The organism is Streptomyces sp. NBC_01304 (assembly GCF_035975855.1).
Taxonomy (GTDB): Bacteria; Actinomycetota; Actinomycetes; order Streptomycetales; family Streptomycetaceae; genus Streptomyces.
The window spans coordinates 169921-196112 of the sequence record NZ_CP109055.1; the positions used below are offsets into that span (position 1 = coordinate 169921).

26 protein-coding genes and 1 pseudogene are annotated in these 26192 nt (G+C 67.4%); 12 read left to right on the forward strand and 15 right to left on the reverse strand.

Annotated elements, in window-relative coordinates; all coding sequences use genetic code 11:
- Positions 1 to 16: 16 nt before the first annotated feature.
- Positions 17 to 237 (reverse strand): annotated as a pseudogene (locus OG430_RS00730) (IS630 family transposase); the annotation flags it as partial.
- A 267-nt stretch (positions 238 to 504) separates the two neighbouring features.
- On the opposite strand from OG430_RS00730, the gene OG430_RS00735 reads away from it, so the two are divergent.
- The 4 genes from OG430_RS00735 (at position 505) to OG430_RS00750 (ending at position 5733) form a co-directional block, all read left to right on the forward strand.
- Complete coding sequence (locus OG430_RS00735) at positions 505 to 1713, forward strand: 4-hydroxybenzoate 3-monooxygenase (RefSeq protein WP_327350374.1); 1209 nt, start codon at positions 505 to 507, stop codon at positions 1711 to 1713.
- A gap of 99 nt (positions 1714 to 1812) precedes the next feature.
- Positions 1813 to 3525, forward strand: coding sequence for a methyltransferase (locus tag OG430_RS00740; RefSeq protein ID WP_327350375.1), 1713 nt, complete (start codon positions 1813 to 1815; stop codon positions 3523 to 3525).
- Positions 3526 to 4650: 1125 nt separating this feature from the next.
- Positions 4651 to 5004, forward strand: coding sequence for a DUF5362 family protein (locus OG430_RS00745; RefSeq protein ID WP_327350376.1), 354 nt, complete (start codon positions 4651 to 4653; stop codon positions 5002 to 5004).
- Between the two features lie 330 nt (positions 5005 to 5334).
- Positions 5335 to 5733, forward strand: a complete 399-nt coding sequence (locus tag OG430_RS00750) for a hypothetical protein (protein WP_327350377.1) — start codon at positions 5335 to 5337, stop codon at positions 5731 to 5733.
- A gap of 544 nt (positions 5734 to 6277) precedes the next feature.
- On the opposite strand, the gene istB is transcribed toward OG430_RS00750, so the two are convergent.
- The 3 genes from istB to OG430_RS00765 all read right to left on the reverse strand — a co-directional run bounded on the left by istB (position 6278) and on the right by OG430_RS00765 (position 9840).
- Positions 6278 to 7069, reverse strand: coding sequence for an IS21-like element helper ATPase IstB (istB, locus tag OG430_RS00755; RefSeq protein ID WP_327350378.1), 792 nt, complete (start codon positions 7067 to 7069; stop codon positions 6278 to 6280).
- Positions 7069 to 8607, reverse strand: coding sequence for an IS21 family transposase (istA, locus tag OG430_RS00760; RefSeq protein WP_327350379.1), 1539 nt, complete (start codon positions 8605 to 8607; stop codon positions 7069 to 7071). The genes istB and istA overlap by 1 nt, the downstream gene beginning before the upstream one ends.
- A 78-nt stretch (positions 8608 to 8685) precedes the next feature.
- Positions 8686 to 9840 (reverse strand): MFS transporter, encoded by a 1155-nt coding sequence (locus OG430_RS00765; protein ID WP_327350380.1) that lies wholly within the window; start codon positions 9838 to 9840, stop codon positions 8686 to 8688.
- Between the two features lie 86 nt (positions 9841 to 9926).
- On the opposite strand from OG430_RS00765, the gene OG430_RS00770 reads away from it, so the two are divergent.
- The 4 genes from OG430_RS00770 to OG430_RS00785 all read left to right on the forward strand — a co-directional run bounded on the left by OG430_RS00770 (position 9927) and on the right by OG430_RS00785 (position 12144).
- Positions 9927 to 10499, forward strand: a complete 573-nt coding sequence (locus tag OG430_RS00770; RefSeq protein WP_327350381.1) for a CGNR zinc finger domain-containing protein — start codon at positions 9927 to 9929, stop codon at positions 10497 to 10499.
- Between the two features lie 53 nt (positions 10500 to 10552).
- On the forward strand, positions 10553 to 11020 hold the full coding sequence (locus OG430_RS00775) for a GNAT family N-acetyltransferase (RefSeq protein WP_327350382.1): 468 nt from the start codon (positions 10553 to 10555) through the stop codon (positions 11018 to 11020).
- Positions 11021 to 11214: 194 nt separating this feature from the next.
- Positions 11215 to 11649: a VOC family protein gene (locus OG430_RS00780; protein ID WP_327350383.1), complete on the forward strand. Its 435-nt coding sequence runs from the start codon at positions 11215 to 11217 to the stop codon at positions 11647 to 11649.
- 201 nt (positions 11650 to 11850) lie between these two features.
- On the forward strand, positions 11851 to 12144 hold the full coding sequence (locus OG430_RS00785) for a DUF1330 domain-containing protein (RefSeq protein ID WP_327350384.1): 294 nt from the start codon (positions 11851 to 11853) through the stop codon (positions 12142 to 12144).
- A 45-nt stretch (positions 12145 to 12189) separates the two neighbouring features.
- On the opposite strand, the gene OG430_RS00790 is transcribed toward OG430_RS00785, so the two are convergent.
- A complete protein-coding gene (locus tag OG430_RS00790) occupies positions 12190 to 12315 on the reverse strand; it encodes a hypothetical protein (protein WP_327350385.1) in 126 nt (41 codons plus the stop codon).
- A 113-nt stretch (positions 12316 to 12428) separates the two neighbouring features.
- Here OG430_RS00790 and OG430_RS00795 point away from each other — a divergent pair, with 113 nt between their 5' ends.
- Positions 12429 to 12629, forward strand: coding sequence for a DUF6332 family protein (locus OG430_RS00795; RefSeq protein ID WP_327350386.1), 201 nt, complete (start codon positions 12429 to 12431; stop codon positions 12627 to 12629).
- Between the two features lie 89 nt (positions 12630 to 12718).
- Here the strand turns inward: OG430_RS00795 and OG430_RS00800 are convergent, their stop codons facing one another.
- From OG430_RS00800 to OG430_RS00810, 3 genes are all read right to left on the reverse strand, one after another.
- A complete protein-coding gene (locus OG430_RS00800) occupies positions 12719 to 13231 on the reverse strand; it encodes a tetratricopeptide repeat protein (RefSeq protein WP_327350387.1) in 513 nt (170 codons plus the stop codon).
- A gap of 306 nt (positions 13232 to 13537) precedes the next feature.
- The gene (locus OG430_RS00805; protein WP_327350388.1) at positions 13538 to 13948 is read right to left on the reverse strand and encodes a DUF3291 domain-containing protein; all 411 of its coding nucleotides are present in this window, start codon (positions 13946 to 13948) and stop codon (positions 13538 to 13540) included.
- Positions 13949 to 14237: 289 nt separating this feature from the next.
- Positions 14238 to 14771, reverse strand: a complete 534-nt coding sequence (locus OG430_RS00810) for a MarR family winged helix-turn-helix transcriptional regulator (RefSeq protein ID WP_327350389.1) — start codon at positions 14769 to 14771, stop codon at positions 14238 to 14240.
- 274 nt (positions 14772 to 15045) lie between these two features.
- On the opposite strand from OG430_RS00810, the gene OG430_RS00815 reads away from it, so the two are divergent.
- The gene (locus OG430_RS00815) at positions 15046 to 15975 is read left to right on the forward strand and encodes an NADP-dependent oxidoreductase (RefSeq protein ID WP_327350390.1); all 930 of its coding nucleotides are present in this window, start codon (positions 15046 to 15048) and stop codon (positions 15973 to 15975) included.
- 380 nt (positions 15976 to 16355) lie between these two features.
- Here the strand turns inward: OG430_RS00815 and OG430_RS00820 are convergent, their stop codons facing one another.
- The 3 genes from OG430_RS00820 to OG430_RS00830 all read right to left on the reverse strand — a co-directional run bounded on the left by OG430_RS00820 (position 16356) and on the right by OG430_RS00830 (position 21167).
- The gene (locus OG430_RS00820; protein ID WP_327350391.1) at positions 16356 to 17582 is read right to left on the reverse strand and encodes an IS110 family transposase; all 1227 of its coding nucleotides are present in this window, start codon (positions 17580 to 17582) and stop codon (positions 16356 to 16358) included.
- A gap of 723 nt (positions 17583 to 18305) precedes the next feature.
- A complete protein-coding gene (gene ligA, locus OG430_RS00825) occupies positions 18306 to 20378 on the reverse strand; it encodes an NAD-dependent DNA ligase LigA (protein ID WP_327350392.1) in 2073 nt (690 codons plus the stop codon).
- A 324-nt stretch (positions 20379 to 20702) separates the two neighbouring features.
- Positions 20703 to 21167 (reverse strand): hypothetical protein, encoded by a 465-nt coding sequence (locus OG430_RS00830; protein ID WP_327350393.1) that lies wholly within the window; start codon positions 21165 to 21167, stop codon positions 20703 to 20705.
- A gap of 249 nt (positions 21168 to 21416) precedes the next feature.
- Here OG430_RS00830 and OG430_RS00835 point away from each other — a divergent pair, with 249 nt between their 5' ends.
- Together OG430_RS00835 and OG430_RS00840 are read left to right on the forward strand one after the other, a co-directional pair.
- A complete protein-coding gene (locus tag OG430_RS00835; RefSeq protein ID WP_327350394.1) occupies positions 21417 to 21764 on the forward strand; it encodes a VOC family protein in 348 nt (115 codons plus the stop codon).
- Positions 21765 to 21884: 120 nt separating this feature from the next.
- The gene (locus OG430_RS00840; protein ID WP_327350395.1) at positions 21885 to 22511 is read left to right on the forward strand and encodes a hypothetical protein; all 627 of its coding nucleotides are present in this window, start codon (positions 21885 to 21887) and stop codon (positions 22509 to 22511) included.
- Between the two features lie 156 nt (positions 22512 to 22667).
- On the opposite strand, the gene OG430_RS00845 is transcribed toward OG430_RS00840, so the two are convergent.
- The 4 genes from OG430_RS00845 to OG430_RS49385 all read right to left on the reverse strand — a co-directional run bounded on the left by OG430_RS00845 (position 22668) and on the right by OG430_RS49385 (position 26053).
- On the reverse strand, positions 22668 to 23552 hold the full coding sequence (locus tag OG430_RS00845) for a D-hexose-6-phosphate mutarotase (RefSeq protein ID WP_327350396.1): 885 nt from the start codon (positions 23550 to 23552) through the stop codon (positions 22668 to 22670).
- 547 nt (positions 23553 to 24099) lie between these two features.
- A complete protein-coding gene (locus tag OG430_RS00850; RefSeq protein ID WP_327350397.1) occupies positions 24100 to 24807 on the reverse strand; it encodes a DUF4232 domain-containing protein in 708 nt (235 codons plus the stop codon).
- A gap of 242 nt (positions 24808 to 25049) precedes the next feature.
- Positions 25050 to 25553 (reverse strand): hypothetical protein, encoded by a 504-nt coding sequence (locus OG430_RS00855; protein ID WP_327350398.1) that lies wholly within the window; start codon positions 25551 to 25553, stop codon positions 25050 to 25052.
- Positions 25439 to 26053 (reverse strand): transposase, encoded by a 615-nt coding sequence (locus OG430_RS49385; RefSeq protein WP_442816422.1) that lies wholly within the window; start codon positions 26051 to 26053, stop codon positions 25439 to 25441. The genes OG430_RS00855 and OG430_RS49385 overlap by 115 nt, the downstream gene beginning before the upstream one ends.
- Between the last annotated feature and the right edge of the window lie 139 nt (positions 26054 to 26192).

Sequence of the window (26192 nt, forward strand, 5' to 3'; positions counted from 1 at the left end):
AACTTGTGAAGTCGTCCGGGGTGATGGATAGGCCGGTGCCGGCGAGGCAGCCGTCGACGATATCGCTGCGGTACTGGATCGTGCGCGGCCGCGCCTCACGATCTGACCGAGGCGGTCGGGAACGGTGAAGGCGACGTTGCTCAGCCAGCCGCGCCACAGCAGGGCCCAGATGCCCTCGACGGGCTTGAGATCGGGCGCGTATGAGGGCAGTTGACGGACGGTCAGCCAGACCCGCTCGGCGATCCAGGTGCGCATCCTGGAGTCCGGACTGTGAGACGCCGCCGATTGGCGCTCGTGACTCCTCCTGCGCCCGCGGACGCAGGCACCGGCTGCGCGATCCACCACGCGTCCTTCAACCACCGTGGCAGCAGAGTCGGTTCCCTGCACACGGGGCACCCCGACGCACGTTGAATGGGTGATCATCGCCCCTTCAACGTGCATCGAGCCAGGCATTAGGGTGATTCTGGCGCAAACAAGGGTTTATGGATACTTACGATCCGGGCTGTGACAGACAGTCAAAATGAGCAAGGGGATGACCGCACCGCGGATGTCGTCATCCTCGGCGCCGGTCCGGCCGGCCTGGTGCTCGGCAACATCTTGCTGGCCAACGGGATCGACTGTGTCGTACTGGAGCGCGCCGAGCGCACGCACGTCCAGCAGCGGGCACGCGCCGGATTCCTGGCCGCCCACACCGTGCGGATCCTGGAACGCCACGGCCTGGCGGCGGGGCTGCACCGGCGGGGGCAAACGCACGACACCTGCGAGTTCCGCACCCAGGACGGCCGGTTCCAACTGACCTACAGCGCACTGGGCCAGGGCGAACCCCACACCGTCTACCCCCAACAGGACCTGGTCTGCGACTTGTTGACGCACTACCAGGAGGCCGGCGGACGCATCAGCTTCGCCACTGAGGCGGTCGCCGTACTGGACGCGCACAGTCACCGGCCCGTCGTCACCGCGCGCAAGGCAGACGGGCGCAGCAGCCGGTGGCAGGCCCGTTACGTGGCCGGTTGCGACGGCCGGCACGGGGCAGCCCGGCGAGCCCTGCCGCCCGCAACAGTGCGCCACCGCTTGGACCATCAGGTGTCGTGGCTCGGCCTGCTCGCCGAGGCGCCGCCCAGTCTCGACGCAGTGGGGTACGCGGTACACCACCGGGGCTTTGCCGGGCACATGGCCCGCACCAGCACCATCACGCGCTATTACCTGCAGTGTGATCGCGGCACCCCCGCCCAATCCTGGTCCGAGGAACGCATCTGGGATGAGCTTGATCTACGGATGGGGGCCAAGGCGTACGGCCCACTGCAGCGCGGCGCCATCCTGGAACGGTCCGTCGTCGACCTGGAGTCCGACGTCATCGAGCCGTTGCGCCATGGTGCGCTGTTCCTTGCAGGGGACGCGGCCGCCCTGATCAGCCCCTCGGCTGCCAAGGGTGCCAATCTCGCCGTACTGGAAGCCGAGATCCTGGCCCAGGCTCTCACCGATGACCTTCTGCACGGAGTCGGTGAGGGACTCGATGCCTACTCACCACGGTGCCTGACGCACATCTGGCGGGCGCAAGAGTTCTCACGCTGGATGATCGGACTGCTGCACAGCCCGCCCGGCAACGACAGCCAAGCGTCCTTCCTCAACTCCCTGCAGCGCTCCCGCCTGTCCTCGCTGCGCACCTCGCGCAGCCAGCAGGACTGGTTCGCCACCCACTACGTGGGCCTGTGAGATCCAGCTTCTCCCCCACACCACTCTTTCCCCCTCCCCCCTCCCCCCCTGCCACCGCATGAGCACACTCCATGCCCGCCGAATGAGGACTCCCCCGCCATGACCGCCACATTGACGAGCGAAACAAGTGACCTGTCACGCCTGCGCACGACAGCCGACTTCGTCAAACAGCAGGACACGACCACCCTGCTCTCCCGCCTGCTGCCCGGGCTGAACGGCCAAGACCTCAAGGCATTGGCAGAGCGCTGCCGGTTCTGTCATGCCGCGCTGCTCGTCTTCCCATCCGACGAAAGGACGCTGCAGGCCACACTCGCCGACTTGGGCCTCCTCACGGACGCACCGCCCCAGCCGAGCGTGGTCGTGCGCGACCGACTCGCCGCCCGCCACCGGCGCCACCCCGCGGAACTCGATCTCAGCATCCTGCGCCCCTCGGTGAGCGGCCACGACGGCACCCGGCGCATGGTCGAGGTATTCGCGCTGACCGTTGCACCCGGATCAGATCTCGAGCCGATCGCCGCCCACGAGCGCACTCACCAGCACGAGGCACACGTCGCCTTCCAAGTCCTGCAGCCAGACCCCCTGGTGGTGCGTGGCCTGTGCGCAACATTCCAGCGCTACGGCGCCATGCCCGATGGAGGCGGATACAACCAGCACGAGCACGGCACCGTGCTCTACTTCACCGCTCCCGCGCACAGCACAGCCGAATACCAGCGCATCGAGCTGTACGCCCCCGGTGACCACCGGGACGCCCTGGCCGCCCACCTCGCCGCCTCCCAAGCCCACCAGCCGGCCGAAACGCTCCTGCGTCTGCTGACCGGAGCCTGGACCACACAGGCCCTGGCGGCCTTCGCGCAACTACAGGTGCCCGATGCCATGTGTCTGGACCAAGGCGTCTCCGCCGAGGACTTGGCACGAACGATCGGTGCCACACCAGAGAATCTGGCCACACTGCTGCGCTACCTCAGCATGCTCGGCGCCGTGAGCGAGCACCCGAGCGGTTTCCGGCTCACCGAGCTCGGCGCGCTCCTGCGCACCCATGCCCCGGGATCCATGCGGGCCCTGGCCCTGATGTACGCAGGCCCCTTCTACCAATCCTTCGCCAAGCTCGAGCACACGGTGCGCACCGGCCAGGTGGCCTTCGAACACCACTTCGGCGAGAACCACTTCGCCCACTTCGCCCGCGACCCCGAACTGGCCGAACTCTTCGACCAGTCCATGGTCTCCGGCGCCCGCATGTTCGACCCGATCCCCACACACCCCGTCCTCATCGACGCAGCCACCAGGCCCCTCGGCGCCACCGTGGTCGACATCGCAGGCGGCAACGGCGAACTCCTCGGCCGCATCCTCACCCAACACCCCCGCCTGAGCGGGGTACTGCTGGAACGCCCACACACCATCGAGGCCGCCCGGCCGTTGCTCAACGCGGCAGGCCACACACAACGATGCGTCCTCCACCCCGGCGACTTCGCCGACGTACCCCCAGACGCCCACGTCTACATCCTCTCCCGCGTCCTGCACGACTGGGACGACGACCGCTGCCGCGAGATCTTGCGCCACTGCGCCCGCGCCATGCCCGACCACGCCGATCTCCTCGTCATCGAGCGACTCCTGCCCGACGACGGCTCGAACTCCCTGGCCACCGCCTGGGACTTGCACATGATGTGCAACGTCGGCGGCCGTGAACGACGCGCCGACCACTACGCAAAGCTCTTCGCCGACGCAGGCCTCACCCTCGTCGACCAGTCACCACTCCCCCTGGGCGGCAGCGTGCTACATGTCCGCAAGGCCGGGACGGCCCCGGCAGAGACATAGGCAACACACCAACTGGGCTCGGCGCCCTGCCAGTGACGGCTGCACAGCCGCACCACTTGTGCAGCGGCGCTGAGACGCGCTCCGGACCGAGGATGGACCAATCCGGCCCTGAAGGACCGGGCCTGCACCCAAGAACTTCGGTCAAGCCTTTCCTTGCGTTGATCGCGACGTTGCCCTGTGCGCAGAGCAATGACCGAGCTGGTGCGGCCAGGAGACCGGAACCCGCGGTGCCGACCGGAACGCCGTGCTCAGGACCTCTCCCTCGGACGTCCTGCGCACCATTTCAGCCAACTTGCGGGACCCACGTGTACAAATGCGGCAACGATGCTATCCGTACTGCACACAACAGGCCCGACCACGCGGCGGCCAGGCGCGGACAGATCCGGGGGGATTCATGGTGACGCGACGTTCCAGGACGGGACCGCTCTCCTTGCAGGACATGAGCCAACTCCCCCCGGCGACACCACGAACGCCCACAATCGAGGAGTGCATCTGGTGCCGCTACGAGCAGGCCCATGTGCCATATGCCCCCAAGAGCCACACGGCGCCGTGCGCACGATGCGGCAGCGGGGAACACGCCGTCTGCGTGTGCCCGGCGGAGAGTCCCGGACTCACCCCTTGACCGCGCGCCTCAAGCATTGCGGCTGGCCGACAGCCGGCCCCTGAAGCGCCCGGCGGAACGTATTCGATGTCGCGTCGCAGCACGAACCGCGCACGGTGATCCGCCGATGCCGATCAAGTGCCGCAGCCTCCCCGATTCTTGGTCGCGTCGAAGGTCCGAGCGCAAATCAGCTGGCAGAACCGTGCCGATCGGGCGCAGGTTCGTGCCGGGCGTCGGTTGTAGCCGGATCTCGAGCTTTCCGATGGGGTGTCAGTTGCTTCTCGGCCAGCGCACCATTCACCGAGGGGGCTTAGGTCCTGCGGGTGTGGGGACTTGCGACCCACGACGGCGGTATGCCTTTCCTCTACATTTCTCTTGTGCCAGACAACCGCGGCACCTCCACACCAGCAGAAAGCGCCATGGACAACTCTCAGCCTCGGCCCTGGCGCACTCCCTCACACCAGTACGCGCCAGCCGTCGGTCAGGAGCCGAGGCAGGGGTGGGCTCCGCGCACCGGTCAGAACATGGCCGGCACCAACCGAGGCACGGCCACGACCGCGACGGGCGCCGCCACCATAGCGGCCAGTATCACCACCACCGCCGCCGGAGCTATGACCGCAGCAATGGGCGTAATCGGTGTAATCGTCGGCGTATCGCTGGTCGTTGTCGGCATCCTTCTCTGCCTCACGGTCATCGGCGCGGTCATCGGCATCCCGCTGATCCTCGCGGGCGTCGCGATGATGACCGGCAGCGGTGCTGTCGCAGCCGCTGGTCTGGGCGTGGGCGGGGCTGGTGCAGCGGCTACGGCAGTCGACTCAGGCGTCACGGCCGCCGGCATCAAGCAGCAAGATCAGCAGGACAACCAGCAAAAGCCGTAGCCGAAGCACAGTCCGGGCTACGGCTGTCTCCGCCCCTGAGGTGGAGGGGCAGGATCGGGGCCACCTGTTCTGTCGCGCCGAACCTTGAGCGATTCTCACCGAGGCCTGACGAAGCGCACCTTGTCGAATCGAAGGTTGAGTGCGTAGGCATGATGTTGGCCTTGGCAGTCTGCGCTGGGATGGGGAGGTGAGCCTCGTCCGACAGGCGGAGAGCGGTTCGAGCCAAACATTCCGGTACCCCGATCGACTCTGGCGGCTTGCCCACCCCCGCCGCAGACTCCCCCTGTAGTGGCTGCACCCGCGGTCGGGGAACATGCGAAGGAGCCGGATATGGCAGACCTGAATGACGGCATGTACCACATCAGCCTCAAGGGCGAGCAGTTCCTCTCCCAACTCGGAGACAGTGAGGTCATCCTCTTTCCCGAGTCGAGCCGCACCCTCAAGGTGGAGGTGAAGAACACCGAAGACGACCTCTACACCTTCCGCCACAACGCCTCCGGCCAGTACCTCACCCTTGACCGGGATCCGCAGATTTTCGCGCAACTCGTCCTGGGCGACCGCCGCGCGTGGCGGGTCGTCTCCCTCGGTGACGCCTTCGTCATCGTTGCCGACCATCCCACCGAAAACCTGTCGGTAGGACTCGACCCGAGGCTGGAATTCCCGCCCAAGCTCGCCCTCTCGCCCCTCTTTGAAAGGGACCGCGCCTGGACCTTCCACGACGCCAAATAGGCGCCGCCAGCGGTGTGGTCCACCCGCCAGGGGGGCCACACCACGCACCGGTCATGCCTTACCCAACCCACCTTCACAGCCATCCAGAGGGCTCCAGGCCTCGCTCAACCCCGATGAGAATGCTCAGTCTTCGCTGAGACAGGACAACAAGAAAGAGCATTGCGTAACCTCACCGCGTATATGTCCCCGCTCCCAATCGGGAGGCGGGGACTGTTGCGTGTCGGGTGCGTGTCAGCAGCTGGTGGTGGTGTCGCCTGCGTCGGTGGCGCACCCGGCGCTGCACCCCCGGCGCCGCTTCGCCAGGGACGCCACCCTCAGCCCTGCAACTCGACGGACGCGGGCTGAAGTTGGCCGTCCTTGTGGTGGGGTGTGGTGTTCCGGACCAGGGCGGGCTGCAGCGCTGCCAGCAGGAGGCAGGCGAGTGCCATGGTGTGTCAACGGCCATGTAGTTCTCCCCAGAGGCGGCCAGTAGTTCTCCCCACTGACGGCCAGTAGAAGTTCCCCAACGGCGGCCAGATATCTCCCCGCCCTCGGAGGGTGTGGGTCAGCTGAAGGGCTTCACTCCCTTTCCGGTGGTGGCCTCGGTGAACCTGAACGAGTCACCCTGAGTGACTGTGACGTGGGCATGGTGAAGTAGCCGGTCGACGGTCGCGGTGGCCAGGGTCTTGGGCATGATCTCGTCGAATCCAGACGGGTGGAGGTTGCTCGAAACCGCGATCGAGCGACGCTCATATGCGGCATCCACCAGTCGATAGAAGCCCTCGGCGGCATCCTCGGAGACGGGCAGCAGGCCGATGTCGTCGACGATGATCAGGTCTGAGCGGACGATCTTCGCGAGGGCCCGGGCGATGGAGTCGTCCGCGCGGTGCCGGCGGACCAGCATCCCCAGGTCCTCGATGGTGAACCAGGCGACGGTCAGGCCGGCTTCGACCGCGGTCTGCCCGAGAGCCTCGGTGAAGTGCGACTTTCCCGTTCCCGAGGGCCCGCAAATGCAGAAGTTCTCGCGGCGTCCGACCCATTCCAGGCTTCTCAGGGCGTCCTGAGTGGGCCTGGGTATGGAGGACTTGGACTCGTGCCAGTCGCCGAAGGTCTTGCCGGTGGGGAACCCGGCCCGCTTGCGGCGGGTGTGGAGATTGGCGCGGTCGCGACCGGCGGCTTCCTCGGCGAGAAGGACGCGCACGACCTCGGCGGGATCCCAGCGTTGCGCCTTCGCGGTGGGGATGATGTCGGTCAACGACCTGCGAATGTGCGGGAGTTTCAGCCGCTTGGTGAGCTCGATGGCCTCGGCGAGCGGGTCGCCGTTCGTGCCGAGAACGGTGCGGATCGGGGTGGCCATCAGAGGTGGTCGCTTTCGTCGTACTCGGCAAGATCAGGGGTGCTCGGTGCGGGGGCGCCGAGGGCGGACCAGGCGGAGGTGCCGGGCTGCAGCGAGTGGGTTTCGCTGCGGCGGACCGGCTCGGCCAGGCCGTGAACAGCCTGGTAGTCGAGGATCGAGAGAAGGTCCTTGTCCGCGAAGCGGGCAGTGACCGCGGCCGTGCCGAGGGCGCGGTCAACGTCCGCTATCGAGTAGAGCTTTGAGAGTGCGACGGCCTCGGCCATCTTCGCCTTGATCCGGCGAACCCCGGTCGCCCCGGCCTCGATGAGCCAGCTGGCAGCACCCGGGCCGAGCTGGAGGAACGCGGTCTCCTCGGCGGAGGTGGCCTTCGGGGTGCGGTCGCCTTCCTTGTCTTCGCGCGGCGGATAGTGGGCGTCGTCCAGGACCGGCGAGCCCGCTTGGCCGCGCGGATGCCGGGCAACCTCGCGGGCCGAGCCGTGCTCGTCGACGGCGGTGACGATCAGTTCGTCGCCGTGGAAGCGGGCCCAAACTCGGCTGTCGATCAGGTCGTGCGGGACCGAGTAGCGGACCGCTTCGACCGAGATTGTCGACTCCCAGGTCACCCGGCGGGTGGTGCCGAACGCGGCGGTGAACGGCCGCCTCGGCAGCGGATGCAGACGCTGTTGTTCCTCCGCGAGCCGCTCGACCGGTTTGCGTCGAGTCGCTTTGTGGGTGCGGGAGTTGACCTCTTCGCAGAACTGCCGGCAGGCGGCTTCCAGCTCTCCGAACGTCTTGTATTGCTCGCGCAGATTGACGTCCCGGGGCACCAGATCGGCCTTCGCGATCTTCACCGTGGACTCGGAGCCACCCTTGGTTTCCGGGTCCGCCGGCAGACACGTTCTGATCGTCGTGCCGTAGTGCCGGGCGACCTCGACAATCTCGGGATTGCGGACCGCGATCCCGGCAACGTGATCGGTGGTGACCGTCTTCTCGTTGTCCGTCAGAACGTAGGCCGGAACCCCGCCGAGCCTGCGGAAAGTGGCGTCCAGAGCCGCGGTGACCGTCGGCAGCGTCTTGTCCCAGATCGGAATGACCACCCGAAAACGGGACCAGGCCAGCCATGCGCAGAACAGCGTGGTCTTGCGGCCCTTGATCACCGGGCCGTCGCCGAAGTCATACTGAAGCCAGAGCCCCGGCTCGGTCACCCACGGCCGGTAGATCCGCCGCCGACCGGCCCTGAACTGGGCTTTCGCCTCGGCGACCGTGCGACGGGTGGTGCGTTCCCCGCCCGCGAAACCCATCGCGGTGATCCGCTTATGGACCACATCCGCACGGACCTTGCCCTGCGAACGGACCACCAGTTCCTCGATCTTCGGCAGATAGTCGTCGATCGCTCGCGTCCGGTGGCGGTGCTGGGCGGGGTTCTGCCCGGCGGCCCGCATCTTCACATAACGGGCCACCGTGTGGTGGTCGCACCCCGCCAACTCGGCCGCGGCGCGGTAACTCCCCGTGAGGTCGTAAGCCTCAAGGATTTCCATGATCTCCCTGCTGTTCTTCACCCGCTCGAGCGTCGCCGAGCAGGACCTGTCGGGGCGAGCGGGGAGAGAACTGGCCGTACGCGGGGAATCCCGTGGCCATCAGTGGGGCCTTAAATGGCCGCCTATGGGGACCTTTTCATGGCCGCCGTCAATGGTGCTCCACAGTCCAGCTGGTCCGGCATGTTCGATGAGTTGTGTGCCGATCACCGGGGCTGCGATTCCCGCGACGCCCCAGCTGGTGCCGTAGACGGCCAGGTAGCGTCCCTTTCCGCCGGGCGGGGCCAGGCCGGCGACGACCGCGTACACCCTGCCGACCAGGAGCAGATCGCCCACGCTCCATACGACGGTTGCCGCCAGGTAGGCGACAAGGTTGTGGGCGAGCGCGTACCCGGCCATCCCCAGCCCCAACAGTGCGTACCCGGCGGCGAAGGCGGCTGGTGTGGAGAGCGTGGCGAGTCGCCTGAAGCGCAGGAGTGGTTGGCCTGCGCTGATGGTGAGTGCGGAGGCGGTGAACAGCAGTCCTGCGTCGGCCGGCCAGAGTCCTTCATGGTCCAGGGCGAGCGGCAGTGTGATCATGATCTGGAGATAGATCACGGCGAACAGCGTCCCTGTGGCGAGCATCAGCAGAAGACCGCGATCACGCCACGGAGTGACGGCAGTTGCCTGATGGGGTGCGGACATCACGGTGGTGCGGTGGTCGGCGGGCAGCACCAGGTGCACGATGAGTGCGCAGAGCAGGCACGTGAGGGCATCGACGACGAACAGCCACCGCAGATCCCAGCGACCCAGCCCTGCCGCGACAAGTCCGGCGCCCATGCCCGCCGCGGCCAGGGCCGCGTTCAACAGGCCGTAGGCGTGCACGTGTTCGCTGGGCGCCACCACGTCGGCGATCATGGCCTGGCTCGGTGGTTCGTAGAGCTCGAAGACCAGGCCGAGCAGAACGGCGCAGCAGATGACCAGTGTCAGGCTGCCGGCTGTAGCGAGCCCCAGCTGCGCCACCGCGCACCCGGTCAGGCCCAGCACGATCGTGCGGCGCCGACCGATCCGGTCGGCCAGGCGTCCGCCGGCCAGGCGTGAGGGGATCGTGGCGAGGCCGAAAGCGGCGCTGACGCCTCCGGCGACGGCGCTGCTGGCGCCGAAGCTGGTCGTGATGAGCACAGTGAGGAACGAGAGGGAGAACGCGCCGAGCCGGTTGACCGCCCGTGCCACGATCAGCAGCCGTACCGCACGCGGCAGTCGCTTGCCGTCCTGCATGGACCCCACCCTCATCCGTTACCGGCGAAACAACTATCGTTGGTGACGCATGGACGCTAGGACCCGAAGGAGTGACCAGTCAAGTGATGTTCGATGGTCACGTGCTGACGCTGCTCGATGCAGCTGTCTCTCTCGTGAACGCGCTGACCGACGGCTCCCGGCAAGGCCGCCCCTACACCGCCCCACGTGATGATCAGCTCCCGCAGGCCGTCCACGAAGCACTGCCGCTCGCAGCCGACCGTGCAGGAGTCGAGACGGCGCACGCGGCCTACCTCGTGGACACCGCACAGCAGTTGAGGGCGGTGTTCGACGCCGTCGACGATGGCCGCACCGGCGACGCGGCAGAACTTGTGAACGTCCTGCTCCGCAGCACTGGAGCCCGCCCCCAACTCGACCGCGTCGACGACGAACCCTGGCAAGTCCACTTCCACGGCAGCGAGGACACCCTCGCCCTGGGATGGAGTGCCGGATGCGCGACCGCCCTCGCCCTGGCCATCGGCAGTAACCTCGCCGGCCGCCTCGGCGTCTGCACAGCACCGCAATGCGACCGCGTCTACGTCGACAACTCCCGTAACGCTGTCCGCCACTTCTGCTCCAACGCCTGCCGCAGCCGAGTCAAAGCCGCAGCCTTCCGCGCACGCAAGAACTCACCGACGTGAGCCGCAGCCGGGCGCCCCGCATGACCGCCCTGGGACGGCCGTAGCATGCCGCCATGCCACATGGCGATCTGCCGGTCCGCCCCGCCTGCATGTGGGACGGCCCGGCGTTGACCGCGCTCGAACGCGCCGGCTGGTCCTGGCTGAGCGAGGTCGCGCCGCAGCGGACCGAGGGCGCGGCGGTGTTCGACGAGCAGTGCCGGGCGGAGGGCTTCCCGGTGGCCGAACTCGCCAGCGAGGCAGTCGGCTACATCCGCCAGGTGCCGGCAACCCCGCCGGCCAGTAACCAGCACGTCCGCCAGATCCGCGGCCTGCAGGTCTCCAACGACCTTCGCGGCCACGGCGTCGGGAAAACCTTGGTCGAGGCCGCCTGTGCGGCCGCCCGGGTTCAGGGCGCCCGCCGGATGTCGCTGCGGGTGCTCGGCCACAATGTCCCGGCGCGTCGGTTGTCCGAGCGGTGCGGGTTCCGGATCGAGGGCGTCCAGCCGGGGGAATTCCTGCTCGGTGACTCCTCCACTCCCTGAAGGGGGTAGAGGAGTCACGGATCTGAGCGTCCCGTCTCATGCGAATTGGCCCCTGTCTCAACTGATCAGGTCCGACTCGCTCGTCTCGGGCGATCTGGCTCCGTTGGCATTACCCATGTCACGCAAGGCGCTTGACCTGCGCGCGATGACACCCTGGGGTTTCGCTGAGCAGCACGCGCCAATACGGTGGCCTGATGATGTCGATCAAGAAGTTCCAAGTCACCTTCGACTGCGCGGAACCTGAGCGCCTCGCTCGATTCTGGTGCGAGGTGTTGGGGTACGTCGTTCCGCCGCCTCCGGAGGGGTTTGCCACCTGGGACGAATTCGATCGCGCGCTGCCGACGGAGCGTCAGGGCTCGGACTTCGCATGCATCGATCCCTCAGGTGTGGGCCCGCGGCTGTACTTCCAGCGCGTTCCCGAAGGCAAGGTCGTCAAGAACCGGCTGCACCTTGATGTGCGGGTCGGCACCGGGCTCGTGGGTGAAGAGCGCCTCGCCACACTCGAGGCCGAATGCGCGCGACTGGTCGCGCTCGGCGCGGTACGCGAGCGGCTCCTGGCTGCCGACGGCGTAGACGAGTCGACCCTCGTGATGCAGGACATCGAGGGCAACGAGTTCTGCCTCGACTGAGGGGCCGCGAACGGATCCTCCCAGATCAACTGAGACCGCACCGGACATGTGCGTCCGGGACCAGATCCACTGAGATTTCCAGCGTCACCGAGTCTCAGTTCTTCTGGTCGTTGCAGGGCACAGGCATCACCAGGGACCAGATCATCTGAGACGGGACACCGGGCATGCCTATGATCATCTTTTCCGAACACGGGAGGTACCGTGGCCAAGGGCTACTGGGTCAGCGTCTACCGCACCATTGCGGACCCCGAGAAGGTGGCTGCCTACGACAAGCTGGCCGGTCCAGCCGTCAGGGCCGCGGGTGGGCGGCTGCTCTCCGTCGGCGGCCGGGTCGTCACACACGATGCCGGAATCGCCGAGCGCACCATCCTGATCGAGTTCGACAGCTTCGAACAGGCGGTCGCCGCACGCGCGAGTGCGGCCTACCAGGAGGCACTGGCCGTACTTGCTGACGGCGTCGAGCGCGACTTCCGCATCATCGAAGGCCTCGACTGATGATCGAGGCTGCGTCGGCGACGAACACGAAGCCTACTGCGGGGATCACTCCGGCTCGTCAGCGCGCCGCACCGTCGCGAACAGCGTCAGGCCAGTGGCATCGGCGGTGATGTCCAGTCCGGCGACGGTTCCCGGCGGCGCGGCCTGCCCCGGACCGTGCTCAGCCGCCATGCGGCCGCAGTTCGCAAAGCACGCCCGAGGGGCCCGACAGACCGCCCACCCCAACGCCATCCCGCCTCGCCCGCAGACTGCCCTTCGAGCGGGCTGCGTGCGATCCCTTGGGCATGACACCGAGACGACGAAGCCAAGTCGAGCGCGATGAGGCCACGGTCGAAATCGGCTTCGCCCTGGCCAGCGCATGCTTTCTCGGCGCCGTCGCACTCGCAGCCCTATGTCTTTGTCTTCATAGTGCCTCCCGCCGCCGGAGCCGCTGGTGCTGGAGTCGTTGCGTGGATCCGCGTCGCTCCTGTCCTCTGGCGTCATGAGGAGCGGGATCTGGGCCGCCACGAACCTTTCGAAGCCGGCAAGTTCGCGCCCGCTCAACATCCCGCCGGCCTTGCGCAGGGGGCGCTTCCTACGCGGGGCGGCCGTCGGCGAGCCACTGGGCCAGGCCGCTCAGCCCGACCGCCCACCGCCCTAGGTCGGTGGCCTCGGCGTGCCCGGTGACGACGGTGAGCAACTCGGCCACCGCCTCGTCTGACCGCTGCGCGTCGTTGAGGGTCAGAGCGCGGAAAACACGTACGGAGTCGGAGTCGGGGAACTCCCTGCGCGCGCGGTCGAGAACCTGGAGCGACTTGTCCAGCTCGCCCAGCCACCTCAGGGTGCTGGAGTACTGGCACAGGCACCGGCGCAGGATGTCACCGTCGAGGCCGAGGGTGAGCGCCCGCTCGTAGTAGCCGCGGGCGGCCTCTTCCAGACCTGCGGTGTCGTAGGCGCCACCCACCTCGTACACGAGGACTGGGTGGTCAGGGTGTTCGGCCAGCAGCGCCTGGAAGTAGGCGATCGTCGGCGCCATGTTCGCCCGGTCGCGCTGGTCGTAGCCGCGTTGGATCGCCTCGGCCAGTTCGGGTGTCACGTCGGTCGTCACTACTGCAGCCCCCAGGTGTACGAATGATCATTGCGGTCTCGTCCGCCGACAGCTGGACGTGTTCTTCCAGCTTCTGGCAGACAGGGCCTGCCTCGGCGAATTGGTGTGGGACAGGTGTGTGGGCGCGCAGCCCTCGCCTGGCCGGCGGGGTGGTCCAGCACCCCGATGCCCGTCCCCTGGCGGTCGGTTCGGTCACCATGCAGCGCCTTGCGGAGCCGGCCGCGCCCGAGAACTCCAACGGCGTGGCCAGACGATCTTTGTCCGGTCGGTAAGCGGGCGCGGCTGCCGGCAGGGCAGGTCACGGGGTCAGCGCTCCTGAGGTTCCGTGGTCGCCGTTTCGTCGAGTCGTCGTTCGGCCTCGGCCCAGCTGATCGGGAGATCCGCGACGGAGGCGTCCCAGAACACGAATGTGGAATCGCTCATCGTGGAGCGCATCGCCTTCATGATGGAGCGGTGCGGCTCCTCCTGAACGAACGTCATGAGCTGCTCACGGCTCTCCCATGCGGACAGTGTCTGGAACGTCCGTCTGAAGGGCCGGGCGACGAGCGAGGCTCCGAAGCAGCCTGGGGCTATTCGGACCTGGCGCCATGCCGCGAGCGAGTTGAGGAAGAACCGCGGCACGTCCTTAAGGTTTCGGACCTCGAATCGCGACGCCATGATCAGCGCGGTTTCGTGGCCTTCGGGAGAGTTGGGGGTGGTCCAGCGCAAGGTGGGCATCGAAGTACTCCTCGGTAGTTGGCGTCGCGCTTGCCGGGGCCAGCTGATGATGTCGGGGAGGGAGCGTGTGAGTCGGTCGACTGGGGGATGGCGAAGGTGTCGCCCGAGCGGACCGCCGGGAGGTCCTGGTCCAGTCCGGGCCGGTCCCGGTTGGTGCCGGTGAGGGCGTCGTCCACGGACGCAGAGTGGGTTCAGTCCCCCATCGCCGTGCGATTGCGGCCAGGTGCGGGGGCGCCAAGGGAAGCGACGGGGGTGTTCTGGCGGATCAGACCGCTCGGGGGCGGGTGGCTCAAGCGTCGCCCGCCGGGGTGGCCTCGCTCGTGTCCTTCGCCTGATCACCAAGGCTGATCAGCAGAGTGCGCAGGGTAGTTGCGAGGTCGCCTTGCTGGTGCGGGTCGAGGGCGGCGAGGATGCGCCGTGAGTTGTCGAAGTGGGCGCCGATGACGCGGTCGATGAGCTCGCGGCCGGCGGGGGTGAGGGCGACGATGACCGAACGCCGGTTGGCGGGGTCGAGGTCGCGTGTGACGTAGCCCTTGGCGACGAGCCGGTCCAGGCGGTTGGTGATGGCACCTGCTGTCTTCATCGAGTGGCGGGTCAGTTCGCCCGCGGTCATGCCGCCGGGCGCACCGGCGCGGACGAGAGTCCCGAGGACGTCGAATTCGCCCATCTGCAGCCCGAATTCACTGAAGAGCGCTTGGAACTCGCGCTCGACGATGCGGGTCACCCGCGACAGGCGGCCGAGAACGTTCACGGGGGACGCATCGAGGTCGGGGCGGACGTGTGCCCACTGTTCCACGATGAGGTCGACGGCGTCACGCTCCACGAGAACCCCTCAACGTTGAAATGTTTGACGTTAGATTACCGCGCGCGGCCCTCAACGTCCAACATTTCAACGTTAATTGGCCGCCCATGGGCACCGCGTCAGCTCCCGTGGTCACCGCGCCAGCACTCATCGGTGACACTCAGGCCTGACCGCGCTCACAGGCGAGCGCTTCGAGGCGCTCGGCGAACAGGGCACCGGTCCTCGACGGCCGGATATCTGTCTCCGTGAGTGGGGGGCTGCGTTGCGATCGGTGGTGTGGGTCGAGAATGATCACATGCGAGTAATCAGACAGCAGTCTTTGGGCGGACCGGACGTTCTCGAAGTTGCGGAGGCGGACCGGCCCCGCCCCGCGCCGGGTGAGGTCCTCGTGCGCGTGTGTGCCACGGGGATCAACCCGGCGGACTGGAAGGTCAGAGCGGGGCACGTGCAGTGGTTCGGAGAGCCGCCCTTCGTCCTGGGACACGAGTTCAGCGGAGTGGTTGACGAGAGCGGTGAAGGAGTAGGCCGCTTCCGGCACGGCGACGAGGTGTTCGGTTGGGCAACCCCGCCGCGCGGCAGCCACGCCGACTACGTGCTCGTACCCGAGACCTCCATCGCCGCCAAACCCGCCACCCTCGACCACGTACATGCGGCGGCACTGGGCATCGCGGGCCTGACTGCCTACCAGACCTTGGTGAATATCGCCCAAGTACAGCCCGGACAGCGCGTTCTGGTGCACGCAGCAGCCGGCGGCGTGGGGCATTTCGCCGTCCAGATCGCCAAGGCGCGCGGAGCGTACGTGATCGGCACGGCGCGGACGGCCAAGCACGCCTTCTTGCGCGAGCTCGGCGCGGACGAACTCATCGACTACACGACTGCCGACTTTACGAGCCTGCGTGACGTGGACGTGGTGATCGACACGATCAGCAAGGACTACGGGCCAAGATCGCTGCGTACGCTCAAGCCCGGCGGCATCCTCATAGACGTCGTGGGCGTCGGCGTCGACCGGACGAACGTGACCGAGCTGGCGCAGGCGAACGGCGTGCGGTTCCTCGAGTACTACCTCGAACCTACCCCGGCCGACTTGGCCGGTTTCGCCGAACTCGTGGACCGCTGCGGGGTACGCCCGTCCGTAGCGCAGACGCTGCCCCTGACCGAGGCAGCCAAGGCCCACGAGCTGAGTGAGAGCGGCCGAGTGCGCGGCAAGATCGTACTTGTGCCCTGACACCCGGGACCGTGCCACGGGTGGTGAGGCCTGCGCCGGTCCCACGGCACAAGGCGGGTCAGCGCGACGGCCGTCTCGCGAGGATGTCGGCGACCGCCGCAAGAACCTGCTCCAACTCCACCCGCCAGCCTCCAAACGGTGACTGGCGGCGCCATCCCGTCTCCCCACGCTGGTTGGAGGTGTCGTCACCTCCAACCAGCGTGACGGGCAACCCCACCAGGAGGGCATCCTCGCTCGCACCGCCCAGGGCGGCGAGTGCGAGGTCTGGGGACGGGACACCAAGCAGCAGAGGATGCCGCGGCGAGCGCGCCACTCAGTGGAAACGGCAGATTGATGCTGCACCGCCCTCTGGCTGGCTAGACGCCTCACGAAGCTAAGAGTCAAGCCGCAGCAGCAAGTGGAGTGGGGAACGCCATTTGTTCGTCGAACGGCTCGTGCTTCTGCAGGCAGTGGAAGAGCTGGCCGAGCAGGCGGTTGAAGAGGTTTCGGAGGGCCGACGCGTGCCAGTCGCCGTGGTCGCGGCGTCGACGGTAGTGAGCCTTGGCGCCAGGGGAGCCGTTCGGGGCCGCGAAGGCCCAGAGGTAGCCAGCGTGGTTGAGGCGGTCGTTCTTGATCCGGCGTCGGGTGATGCTGGACTTCTTGCCGGAGGCCCTGGTGATGGGTGAGGCACCCGCGTACGCCTTCAGCCCGCGGGCATCGGCGAACCGATTGTGGTCGTCGCCGATCTCGGCCAGCACCCGGGCGCCGAGCTGGACGCCGAGACCCGGGAAGCTCAAGATCACTTCAGCGTCCGGGTGCTGAGGGAAAGCCTCCTCCACCGCCTTCGCCAGGTCATTGGCGGCCGTGCAGGCGGCGTCCAGTTGGCCCAGGAGAGCGAGCGTCTGCTTGCCGAGTGCGTCTTCGACCAGCGGCGGCTGGTGGGCCCAGTCAGCGCGGAGGGCCTCACGGAGTCGCTCGGCCTCGGCCTCGATGCCACGCTTGCGGCCGGCCCGCTTGAGTGCCGCACTGATCTGTGAGCGGCTCAACCGGGCAGCCCTGGCAGGAGTGGGGGCGACTTTGAGGAGTTCGCGGGCCTCTGGGCGGCAGAGGCCGTTGGTCCAGGTGGCGAAGGCGTCCAGGGCGGCGGGGTAGTACTCGCGGAGCAGTGAGCGAAGTTGGTTCGCCATCTGCTGGCGGTTCCACGTCGCGTCCTGCTGGGCGCGGGCCAGGACTGCGATGGCGCGGGCCAGGTCGCTGTCGTTGGGCAGAGGGCGGTGGGCGTGCATGTCGGTCCGCAGCACGTTGGCGAGGACGAGGGCGTCGCCTGGGTCGGACTTCTTGCGCGAGACGCTGTGCCGGTCGCGGTAGCGGGCCGCGGCCATCGGGTTGATCGCGAAGATCTGCCGCTTGCCCTGCCGCAGCACTGCGACCAGCAGGCCGCGGGAAGTCTCGATGGCGACCGGGATCGGTTCCTCTTCGGTGTCGCCGTACTCGGCGAGCAGGTCCACCAAGATCTTGTAGCCAGCGGCGTCATCAGTGATGTGCCGCTTGGCCAGTAACTCGCCGGTGTCGTTGACCAGGGCGACGTCATGTGTCCGTTCCGCCCAGTCGATTCCGCAGTAGATCAAGGTAGTTCCTTCCTCATGGTGCAGGTGTTTGCGCTGTTCACGAGCGCGTGTGGGCCACGCGGCGACCTAATTCCAGGACTCGGCCGCAACAGATCCGGTCCGACGCCTCACTAGCCGTGTTCGTGGCACCAGCGCACCGCGCGGGCCTCGGTCTATTGCGGGAGCTCAGACAGCTCAGGCATATCGAGAGGTCACCGTGCGATGGGCTCGCCCCACCAGCACCAACGAGTGATCAAGGTGGTAGGTGTTGACGCCCGAAGGTGCCGGGCGTTGCCTCTCTAGCCAGAGGCATCAAGGCCGGGGCGTCTTCGGGCATCCGCCCGGCGCCCACGGGCGCCAACATCCACGGGACGGGGTGGTGGCGGCCACGAAGACACCGGACGGCGCCGCTCTACAGCGAAGACGTTGATCGCCTGGTTCTCAATAGACGTCCGTACGGTGCCCACGCGGCAGCCACCACCACGAGCAACAGGGCCATCCGCACGGTCTAACCAGAGGCTTCACAAGCCGGGCTCGAAATGGGCGTGACGGTCCTCACTGCTCGAACACCCCCGGGACTCGACCTGACGTCCCGGGGCCGTTGCAAAGGAATTAGGGCGTCTCCTTTGGGCACCGGCGAGGCGAGTTCAACTGGGCCCATTTCATGGTGGGTTAGCGAAGATCAAGCGTTGTGTTCTCGCTCCGCGAGGCGCCTTGGCCGCAACGCCTGTCCTTATCTCCGGGTCAGGGCAGGAGATCGGCCACCAGGGTGGCGAAGTCGTCGGGGGTGGTGAGGGTGACGCCGAGGTCTTCGGCCTTGGCGCGCTTGGATCCCGCGCCTTCCCCCGCCACGACCAGCGAGGTGCGCTTGGAGACGCTGGAGGAGGACTTGCCGCCCGCCCGCTCGATGAGCTCGTTCATCTGGTTACGGCTGAGGGACTCCAGTTGACCGGTCATGGCACCGGTGACGACTACGGTCATCCCGTCCAACGGGCCTGCCGTCGTGGCGGGTTCGTCCTGGCCTTCGCCGTCTGCGGCCGGTGGGGTGGCGCCGGGTTCGGTCATGTTCACCCCGGCGGAGACAAGTTTGTCGATGACGTCGGCGAGTTCGGTGAGCTCGGCGACGATCACTGGTGCCTTCTCCGAGCCGATGCCCTCGACCTGCTGCATGGCATCGGCGTCGGCGCCTCGGATCGCGTCCATGGTGGCGAAGTGGCGGGCGATGCGGCGGGACATGGACCGTCCGGTGCCGCGCACCCCGAGCGCGCACAGCACCCGGTTCAACGGCTGCGTTTTGGCCTGCTCGATCGCGGTGAGGAGGTTGTCGGTGCTGGTGGATCCCATCCGTTCCAGGGCGAGCAGCTGCTCGGCGGTCAGGGTGAACAGGTCGGCGATGTCAGAGACCAAGCCCCCCTCGACGAGCTGGACCACGCGGGAGGCGCCCAGGCCTTCGATGTCGAGCTGGTCGCGGCCGGCGGCGTAGGTGAGGGCCGCGACGAGGTGGCAGTTGCGGCCGCGTTCACAGCGCCAGCGCTGCTCGCTGGTGTCGATGCCGGAGCCACACTGCGGGCAGGTCTCGGGGAAGGTGATCGGCTGCTCGTTGCCGGTGCGCAGGTGGGCGACGGGGGCTTCGATGCGCGGGATGATGTCGCCGGCCTTGTAGACCATGACCTGGTCGCCGAGGCGCAGGTCGCGTCGGGTGATGTCGGCGGGGTTGTGCAGGGTCGCGTAGCTGACGGTGGAGCCGTCGATTTCGACCGGCGCGAGTTCAGCGCGTGGGGCGATGACACCGGTGCGCCCGACGTTCCATTCGACGGCGATCAGCGTGGTGATCTTTTCGACGGCGGGGAGTTTGTAGGCGATCGCCCAGCGCGGAGCGCGGCTGCCGAAGCCGGCTTCCTGCTGATCGGCGGCTAGGTCGGCTTTGATGACGATGCCGTCGATGCCGAACGGCAACGCGGCCCGCAAGCCGGCGATTTCCTCGATGCGGTTCTGCACTTCGGCCGGGGTGGGCACCGTGCGGCCGGGCACGTCGGTGGCGTCCGCGGTGTGCACCCCGAGCTCGCCGACCCGGTGCATCAGCTCGCTGTGCGGCGCGCTGCGTAGCCGTTCGGCCAGGGCATCAGGGGTGTCGGCGAGCGGGAGCATGCCGTAACCGAAGAAGGTCATCGCCACGGTGTAGGCGCGGTCTTTGGCGCGCAGGCTGCCGGCCGCGGCACTGCGCGGGTTCGCGAACGGATCACCGCCGTGTTCGGTGCGCACGGTGTTGGCCTGCTCGAACTGGGCGGTGGTCATGAGGACTTCGCCGCGCACCTCCAAGGTGAGCGGCTCGGCAAGCTGCTGTGGCAGGCCTTCGATGATGCCGATGCCGTGCGAGACGTCCTCACCGGCGGTGCCATCGCCGCGGGTGATCAGCTGCGTGAGCCGGCCGTCGCGGTAGCGGGCCGCGATGGCGAGCCCGTCGAGTTTGGGCTCCACGCTCCACGCGGTCACGGGCCGGCCGATGCGGCGCTCCACGGAGGCGGTCCAGGAGGCGAACTGCTCGGCGGAGAACACGTTGTCCAGGGACAGCATCGCCACCGTGTGCGGCACATCGCCCACCGCGGCGCCGCCGGCGACCTTCCCACTCGGCGATTCAGGAAGCACCTGTTCCGGATGGGCCTCCTCGTACACGGCGATCTCCCGCAGCAAACGGTCGTAGGCGTCGTCGTCCAAGGCGCTGTCGCCGCCCGCGTAGTACGCGGCCGCAGCCTTCACCGCATCCTCGACAGCCTGCCCGTACGCCGCGGCATCGGGAATCACCCGCATGTTCGTCATGACGCTGATTGTGCCGCCCACCACTGACAACGGCCGCGAGGAGTGCGTGAAGCAGCGGCTGGTCAGCAGGCCGACAAGGCCCGTGCCCCCTGCTTCGGAAGTGGAGCCGCTACGCCCCCTCCCGGGCTGGAGAAACTGCGTTGGATGCCGAGCTCGACCGTCGTCTGAGCGGCGCACAGCTGCCTGGGTGTGTCCGGGTTGATGTACGCGACAACACCGCGAGCACGCAGTCCGAGCACGGGGAGAATCGGTGAGGCCCACTACAGTGCGCCCATCGGCCTCAGCCCCTGTTACAGCCCTGGAGGCCGGGGCCCTTCTCCGAGATCACGCCTGGTCGTAGAACGTTCCCGCGTCGGTGGCGTCCCCGAGGACCTGCTCGACGAACTCTGCGTGCTCCACCGAGGAGTAGCGAAGTCGGCGCCAGCGCGACAGGTGGTCTGGGTGGCCGGCCCACCGCGAGGCGGTGTCGACGAGGCGGTTCCAGTCGGTGGCGATGCTCTGGCGCAGCATCTGGACGAGTCCGGGCTCCTGGATGCGTCGCTCACGGACCGTCACCTCCCAAGTGACCAGGTCGTCGTCGAGGTCACGGCAGTAGGTATCGATCACCTGCGCCAGGTGTGCGGCGGTCCAGTGCGCATCGGTGCCCTCAATCTGGTTCTCGGCGAGCTCGCCGAACCGTGCGGCCAGGAACGCCTGCAGCGGACGGACGTCCGCGCCACGCAGGTCGTCGGAGAACTCCAGAACGGCGGCCTGCTTGCCGACGGCGTCTTCGGGGTCGAGGTGGCTCACGTGGCGGTTTCCCTCCCTCAGGACGGACCCGGCGTCCGCCCGGCCGTCCTGCCCTGTCTGTCGCATCGGATAACGAAGCTAGTCGACGCGATGGGGGCAAGCAGCCCGAACGTCCGGAACATCCCTCCGTCCGGCGACTGCCAGCGCAACGCGCCCGAGGGCGTGTTGCGAAAGTGTGTGCGGCGGCGGATGTGCCGTAGTACTCCTGAGGGGACGTAGAGACACGTTTGTTCTCACTTGGAGTCGTCCATGACCGTTCGCCGTGTCGTGCCCAACATCCAGTCGGAGGCCGCGCAGGAAAGCCGGGAGTTCTATGGCCTGCTGGGCTTCGAGGAGGTCATGAACCACGGCTGGATCATGACGCTCGCCTCTCCGTCCACCCCGGCAGCGCAGATCAGCGTCATGACCAGTGACAAGACCGCGCCTGTCACCCCCGATATGAGCGTCGAAGTGGACGACGTGGATGCGGCCTATGCGGTGATGCGGGAGAGCGGTGCGGAGATCGTGCACCCCTTGCAGGATGAGGAGTGGGGCGTGCGGCGGTTCTTCGTCCGCGACCCCAGCGGACGGGTGGTCAACGTGCTGGGCCACCGCTGACGACCTCTCCCGCACCCCTGGTGAACCTCACGGCCTGACTGAGGACCGAGCTCCCGAGGAACTCCCTCTACTGGTTACATTTGCACCTTCAGATGGGCCGCCCATCGATAGCGTGTGGTCGTGACGGAGCATTCGTATGACGCTGCTGACATCACGGTGCTGGATTTCGATGCCGTCGTGCGCAAACGACCGGGCATGTACTTCGGAGTGGGGCTCGGAAATCCGACGCTCCCAACCCACTTGATCTGCGCGGTGGGGCGCCATGTGCTTCATCCAGCGACAAGCGTTGCCGGGGAACACACACTGCATGGTCTCCTCGAGATCACCAGCGACAGCAGCTTCACAATATCCATCGACCAGGCTCACACCTGGGAAGCCTCCGGGGCCCCCGTTCCCGGTTACTTCGGCTCCCTCCTCGGCCCCGAGTGGTGGCTATTGGCAGCAGCTGCCGCGGTGTCCCGACAGACATCCGTGGAGATGTGGCACGCCGGGCGCGGATTGCGTCAAGTCCACACCGGCATCCGGCCTCTCACCGCTCCCCAAGAGTTCCATCCACCACAAGGCAGCGGCACGAGCGTGAGCTTCGCCTTCGACCCGGCATACGTCGGTCCCTATTTCGTACTCCCCGTGGACCTCGAGAGCCTCGACCTGCACGGTCCGGACTGCTCGCAACCGGCAGGCTCAGGCCATGTTCTGATCAGAGATGTCCGCTGCGGGCAAGCAGCGCGAGAGGTCTTGCACCACTGACCATCGGTGCCAGATCAGGAACGTCCCTCGAGGCGAACCACACCCAACCCGATTCGCCCAGTCACCTACTCACGCGACCACCCCCGCCCCAGGGCCCCGGCGTATCCCGGTTGTCGGGTTCGCGGGGATCATGTGATGCCGTGGAGCGCGCTCCCGTCAGGTGTTCGGCAGGAGACGCAGGGTGAGGCCCAGTCGGCTGGGCCGTTCGGCCGTACTCTCCAGCGGGGAGTTGATGCGTGCGGTCTCCACGCACAGGAAGTGGCGGTAGTCCTCGTCCGTGAGGTCGACCATGGAGGCGGACAGTTCTGCGCCGGGATTCCAGACGACGACGTCGCTCGCCTCGTGGTGCGTGATCTCAAGGGTCTGGCCGCGGGCCTGGTCCGCGAGGACGCTGAGCCTCTCGGGATGTGTGTAGACCCGCTCAATGTGATCCTCGGGCGTCACCGCGCCGGCGGCATCGGCCCGGTCCGTCGCAAGAAGGTTGTCGCGAAACTGCGTACCGAGACCGGAGACCTCCGCCTGGCCGAGGGCGCCGATCGACAGGTAGGTGTGCAGGGCAGCTGTGCTGGTGTAGTCACCGTGCGCCTCGACCGCAATGTCGCACGCCGCGCCGAGCGTGATTCGAGTGCGCAGCGTGAACTCGTGCGGCCACATACGACGCGTCGATTCCGAGCTCTTGAGCTCCAGCGTCAGGCCGACCTTGTCCTCGATGTCGTCGTGCGCCGTGAGATCCCAATCAAGGAGGCGGGCGAACCCGTGCGACGGCTTTGCGACCGTGCCGAACCACGGCCAGCACAGGGGCACACCGCCCCGCACGGGCGTCCCCGCCCGCCACGTGTTCAGCTCGCCCAGCCACAAGAGCGGTTCGGATCCCGTCGGTTGCCAGGCAACCAGCTGGCCGCCCTGGAGGCTGACCGCGCCCCTGACGCACGGGTGGTCGACGACCACGATCGAGAGGTCACCGAGCCGGCGGCGGGTCAGCGATGCCGACAACCGTTCGATGACAGGCAGGGCAAGGACAGTAGAGAACGCATCGTTCATGTGACGACTCTTCAGAATCACGACAAAAGATGCAAGTCGCGCCATCACGAGGAGTCTCAGCTCGAGATCACACCCCGGCCGCCGCCCTTCGCCACCGCCCTGCAGCCCTGGGCCCCAGCACGACACGACACCGTCCACTGGCCCACGACGCCCGACGCCCGTCGCCCCTGCCGGATGCTCCAGGCGCCGATCGGAGACACCCCCGGGAGAGAAGCGGCCCATGACACCCTCGCCCGCTACGAGTTACCTCGGGTGGGGCTCGTCCTGATAATCCGCTGACCACCCCCGCGGGTGGGCTCCGGCATGCCGGAGCCCACCCGCGGGGGCGCCACACAACGTACGCCCCCGAAACCCCTTGGGCAGAACGCTCTCTACGTCATCCACAGTTCTTGAAAATTACTCGTGCCACGACGAGGGGCCGGGCCGGCGATGCCGGAACCCGCGCGGCAGGGGCAGGGCGGCCACGCAGGCGCGAAGGGGGGGCCTTCGCCGCTGGTGACCGGGGCTGCCGCCTGGGACAAGGTGGCCTGGAAGTCCAGGGCCTCGGCTACCAGTTGAGCGCGGCGGACTCGGTCTGCTGCCAGTAGGTGACCTTGGCCGTGTTGTCGCTGTACCACTTCACCGACGCCGGCAGCTCAAGGGTGACCCAGGGGCCCTCGACAACGGGCTCATCGCCCTCGCTGGCGTAACCCATGCCGATGGCCACCGAGGACGGGTCGAAGCCCTTGCCGTTCTCCTCGCTGATGTCCCCGGTGGAGATCCCGGCGTAGGCCGACTTGCCGGGCTTGAGCACGACCGTGGACTTCGGCAGGGTCTTCTCCTCGACCATCGCCGCGGGATGGTCGTCGAAGGACGCCTCGGCGATCCAGGCCCAGCAGGCCTCGTCGCTGACGTTCTTGGCGGTGACGAGCAGCAGCGGAACCGTGCCGTTGGGGTTCTTCTCCGCGATGCTCATCTGCAGGCTGTCGCTGTTGCACTGCGGGACGTCGGTGCCGGGACCGTCGGCGTCGGCGCCACCGGCGCCGTTCCCGCCACTGGAGTTGCCGCCGCTGTTCCCGCCCTCGCTGGGCTTGGCGTCGCCGCTCGGCTTGGCGTCGCCCGTGGGCTTGGCGGAAGCGGTCGCGGACGGCGTGTCGGCAGGGGTGCCGGACGCGTCGCTGTCGCCGCTCGGGTCGCAGGCGGTGGACGTCAGGATCGTGGCGACGGCCGCCGCGCCGAGAGCGTACGACTTCCAGGTCTTGCGAGCTGAATGCATGGTCTTCCCCCGTGGGACATTTCTTGGTCGGCGCGTACTGAACTGCCACACAGAGCGTGCACAGTCAGGTGGCCCAACTCGCGTGTGCCCCGCGACCGTTACGGATCACGTACACGGAAGTTGCCCTACCGTTCCGTCGCCTCAGGGCTCACCCTGAGACCGTGTTTGAGATCTGGCCAGCCCAGGTTGTGTTGACGCGTTTGCTGTGCTCACTGTCGGCAGATGCCTCGGCAGGTCACCAGTCAGCTGAAGCCAAGTTCGGTGAAGGCACAACCCCCGCGTTCGGCATAGGGCAATGCCTGCCGGGACACGAGCTTCGGAGTCTGCCGGACGTACTGATGGAAGCCCGAGGCCCGGAACTTCAAGTCAAACGCGTGGCCTTCGATGTGCCAGAGCGGACAGTGTGCAAAGTTCGGGCGGGCATCATTCGGCACTAGCCGGTGCACCCTGTCGACCTCCAAGTCCAGGGCGAAACCCTTGAAGTCGAGGTCGCCCTCAAGGTCGAAGACATCGTCGAAAACGAGTGTCGCCGGAGAGACCCAGAATGAAAAGTGTGTTGCGGGCGGGACCGGGTGGACCCAGCGGACGATGTAGTCGAGGTCGAGGAGGAGACGCGGCAGGATGCCATGCGTCAGCTGGACGGACAAGCCGTGGACGGTGGCGTCATGCCACCCCATGTTTTCGAAATCCGCGTCGCTCCAGGTGCTCTTGGAGAGACCTGAATCCTCGTGGCTACCGTTGCCCATGTCCGAATCCAACCAGACACCTCAACGGAAGCAGTCGCAGGCCAGGCGCGGACGAGAGGGGACGGGGTCCTGGGCGTGAGGCTGGTCGGCCTCGAGTGGTTCGACGGACCATGATGCCGATCATCGCCCAGCGGATCATGGTCTCGGACCGGGGCCGGACTGGTTTCGTAGTCGCGGGCCAGGCGCCGGTGGGAGGTGATCCACGAGAGTGTGCGCTCGACGGCCCACCGCTTCGACTGGACCTGGAAACCGCGCTGGCCCGGAGCCTTGCGCACGATCTCTAGCTCGCGGCCGAGGACGGTACTGGTCCACTCCACGAGGCGTCCGGCGAAGCCTTGATCGGCCCAGATCTTCTGCACGCCCGGGTGGTCCAGGCGGGTCCACAACAACGAACGCTTCGCGACGTCGCGGTCCTGGATGTTCGCTGCGACCACGTGGACCGCCAGAAGCAAGCCGAGGGTGTCCGTGCTGACCGCTTGCGGCCCTTCACCTCCCGACATCGAACCCTCTGGTCCCCACGGGCACTGTGTCGGCAGACCGAACCGACTGTGAATCGATCAGGCCCACGCTCGGCTCGGTGTCGCGTCCGACGGCATCGCGCACTTTGTCTCGCAGGGCGTCGTGGATGCCCTCGACAGT